At 49.1% G+C, this 2,934-nt stretch carries 3 protein-coding genes; 1 reads left to right on the top strand and 2 read right to left on the bottom strand.

Features of this window, described 5'->3' with window-relative positions:
• Window positions 1-386 (top strand): AAA family ATPase (locus NZ772_16610; GenBank protein ID MCS6815177.1); only part of this gene is annotated, 386 nt, incomplete at its 5' end.
• Between the two features lie 14 nt (window positions 387-400).
• Here NZ772_16610 and NZ772_16605 read toward each other — a convergent pair.
• Window positions 401-1,747 (bottom strand): flippase, encoded by a 1,347-nt coding sequence (locus NZ772_16605; protein ID MCS6815176.1) that lies wholly within the window; start codon window positions 1,745-1,747, stop codon window positions 401-403.
• A 99-nt stretch (window positions 1,748-1,846) separates the two neighbouring features.
• The coding region (locus NZ772_16600; protein MCS6815175.1) for a TGS domain-containing protein at window positions 1,847-2,934 on the bottom strand (1,088 nt) is incomplete at its 5' end.

Here is a 2,934-nt window from a genome sequence, read left to right as displayed (position 1 = left end):
TGTTTGTGGTCGCTACGGCTAACGACATCTCGCAATTACCGCCAGAGTTACTGCGCAAGGGACGTTTTGATGAGATTTTTTATGTCGATTTGCCCGATGCCCAAGAACGCGCCACCATTTTCCAAATTCACCTTAACCGTCGCAAGCAAAACCCAGCCCAACTCGACTTAGCGGCAGTGGTCAACGCTAGTGATGGGTTCAGTGGTGCAGAGATTGAACAGGCAATCATCACAGCCCTTTATCGGGCCTTGTACCAAGGTAAGCCATTGGATACGGCTCTGTTGTTGGAGGCTATCCAAAAAATGATTCCACTGTCGGTATCTCGTCGGGAAGATCTGGAGATGTTACGGGCGATCGCTAAAGAACGCTTCGTCAGTGCTCGATAGTAGGTTTGTTCAGGTCAGCGTTGACTAGGAATTAACCATGTCAAGAGCAGGGCGCGGGTCATGATCTTTCCCAAGGACCAGAATTTAGGCACCAGGATAAATACACCATAGGCTGACAAACCATAGGAAATCAATGTGGCGATCGCTGCACCTAGGGCACCATAGCGCGGGATCAGGTAGAGATTGAGCAGAAAATTTGCGATCGCACCCGTAGTACTAGCTACGAATGACACATAGGTCACCCCCTCGGCAATGATCCAGATTTCTCGTGCCAGGGTGAGAAACACAAATATCAGCGACCAGATATGGATGATTAGTACTGGGCTAGCGTCGGCATACTCGGCACCGAATACTAGGGGAACAATGATAGCAGCGCTGACTGCCATAATCGTGCAGATGCCGTAGCTCGACACCATTAGCAGATTAAAGGTATGTTGTAGTCGTTGTTGATAGAGGCGCAAGTCCGTTTGTCGGGCGCTGACGATTGATGGCGCTACTGACGTGGTGATGGCTGATGGCACAAAGTAAAATGCTTCTGACACTCGAACAGCTACAGAGTAAATGCCCACTGCATGATCACCTACTAGGTTGCCAAGCATCACCTGATCAATTCGCATGTAAAAAATGATCGAGAAACTAGACAGCATCAGGGGATAGGAATGACGAAGTAGACTGGCAGCCCGTTTGAACGTTGGTCGCCAGTGGGTAATGCGCCCTTGGTTATAGTGATAGGCAGTTATTTGGGCGATCGCCATCAACCCAACTTCCGTAGTCCAAACCCAGGCAAAAGCTACTAGGGGTGCTTGTTGCTGAATCAAGAAGATTTTGAGCAGAGTAGCTAGCAAAAAGGCAATGTTACGAGCATAGACAGTGTATTGTGAGAGGGTTTGAGACTGAAACCAATAGTCGATCGTTTCCCACGCCAGGAGCAAATTGCCTAGTGCTACAGCAGAAACTAACCATGCCATAGCTGGATCGTAGGGGCGCAGCCACACGATCGCCGTCAATGTCAGAATCACTAAGGCTACGCCACCAATGAGCCGTAATATCAGCGTAGAGCCTAGAATTTCGTCTTTAGCATCCGGCTCGCGCACAAGCTCACGAACGGTAACATTCTCTAGACCCAGATAGGCGAGGGGCGCAAACAGACTAACAAAGCCAAAGGCATAGTTATACAGGCCAAACTGGGCAGGCCCCAAGTAACGAGCAACCCATACACCCACAATTAGGTTAACCCCAATACGAATGATGCGATCGATCAGTAGCCAACTGGCATTCACCAGAATGGTCTGTACTGTATAGCGCCCTTGCAATCGCTTCTGCACAAATGGTGGCAACCAACGTAACCAACCTTTATCCATGGGGTAAAACATTGAGGATCAGGGGTCAAGGGCACCACGATTAACGATTCAGGAGTGAATAACCCTAGAGCCTGCATCCAATCGTTGGAACCTTATCCTCTAGCTTACGTCTTCAGGATCACTGACTCGCCGCAAATTCAGTACATCACTCAACTTCCGAGTGCGATTAAAAGTCCGCTCTAACTGTTCAGAATCGCGAACATCAATTCCCAAGTTAATTATGGCAGTTTGGTCAGGAAAGGTGCGCACCTGAGCAGACCGGACGTTAATTTTGTTATCACTGAGAATAGAGAGAATATCCTTGAGAATGCCAACCCGGTCAATAACTTTAAGCTGAATTTCGATTGGATAGGTAAGGTTATAGCCATCATCAGCTAAGTTAGGATTCCAACGAACAGGCACCAGCCGATCGCCAGCTACTTGGTCGAGGTTAGGGCAACCTTGACGGTGGATTGAGATACCCCGTCCTCTTGTCACGACACCAATGATCGGTTCTCCAGGAAGGGGATGGCAACACTTGGCCAAGTAATGGAGCATTCCCTCCACACCAATGATGGGGAACTTACCCGGCGGTGGCAGACAATTAGCCTGTCGGTTAATCTCCATCACAGCCCCATCTACCAGCAGTTCGTCCTTGGGTTTCTCTTGATGCTGGTGGGTTTTCACGGCTTCTCGCAAGCGGTTCACCACTGTGGTCAGGGTCACTTCGCCATAGCCGATCGCAGCTAACAGATCATCCACACTGTGATAGTTACAGCGCTCAACCACCATCATCATCGGTTCTGATTTCAGCAAGCTCTCGAAGCCACTCTTGCCTACTTCCCGTTCCAGCATGATCCGACCCCGCTGGATATTTTCTTCCCGGTTCGATCGCTTATACCATTGACGGATCCGGTTTCTGGCGGAAGCCGTAACTACAAAATTAATCCAGTCCAAGCTGGGTTGAGCATTTTTCTGGGTAATAATTTCTACAATATCTCCATTCTTGAGGAGCGTATTGAGGGGTACAATCCGCCCATTCACTTTTGCCCCGGCACAGTGATTGCCAACCTCGGTATGCACTCGATAGGCAAAGTCCACAGGTGTTGCGCCTCGTGCCAAGGAGAGAACATCACCATCCTTGGTAAACACATAGACATCTCCCTCAAAAAGGTCATCTTTGATACTCTCTAGATATTCCTGGGCAT

The organism is Cyanobacteriota bacterium, from assembly GCA_025054735.1.
Lineage (GTDB): Bacteria > Cyanobacteriota > Cyanobacteriia > SKYG9 > SKYG9 > SKYG9.
This window is presented reverse-complemented; position numbering and strand designations above follow the sequence as displayed.

Bases quoted from the DNA above. Each gene is read 5' to 3' on its own strand.
- NZ772_16605 (MCS6815176.1), bottom strand. From the start codon at position 1,747: ATGGATAAAGGTTGGTTACGTTGGTTGCCACCATTTGTGCAGAAGCGA.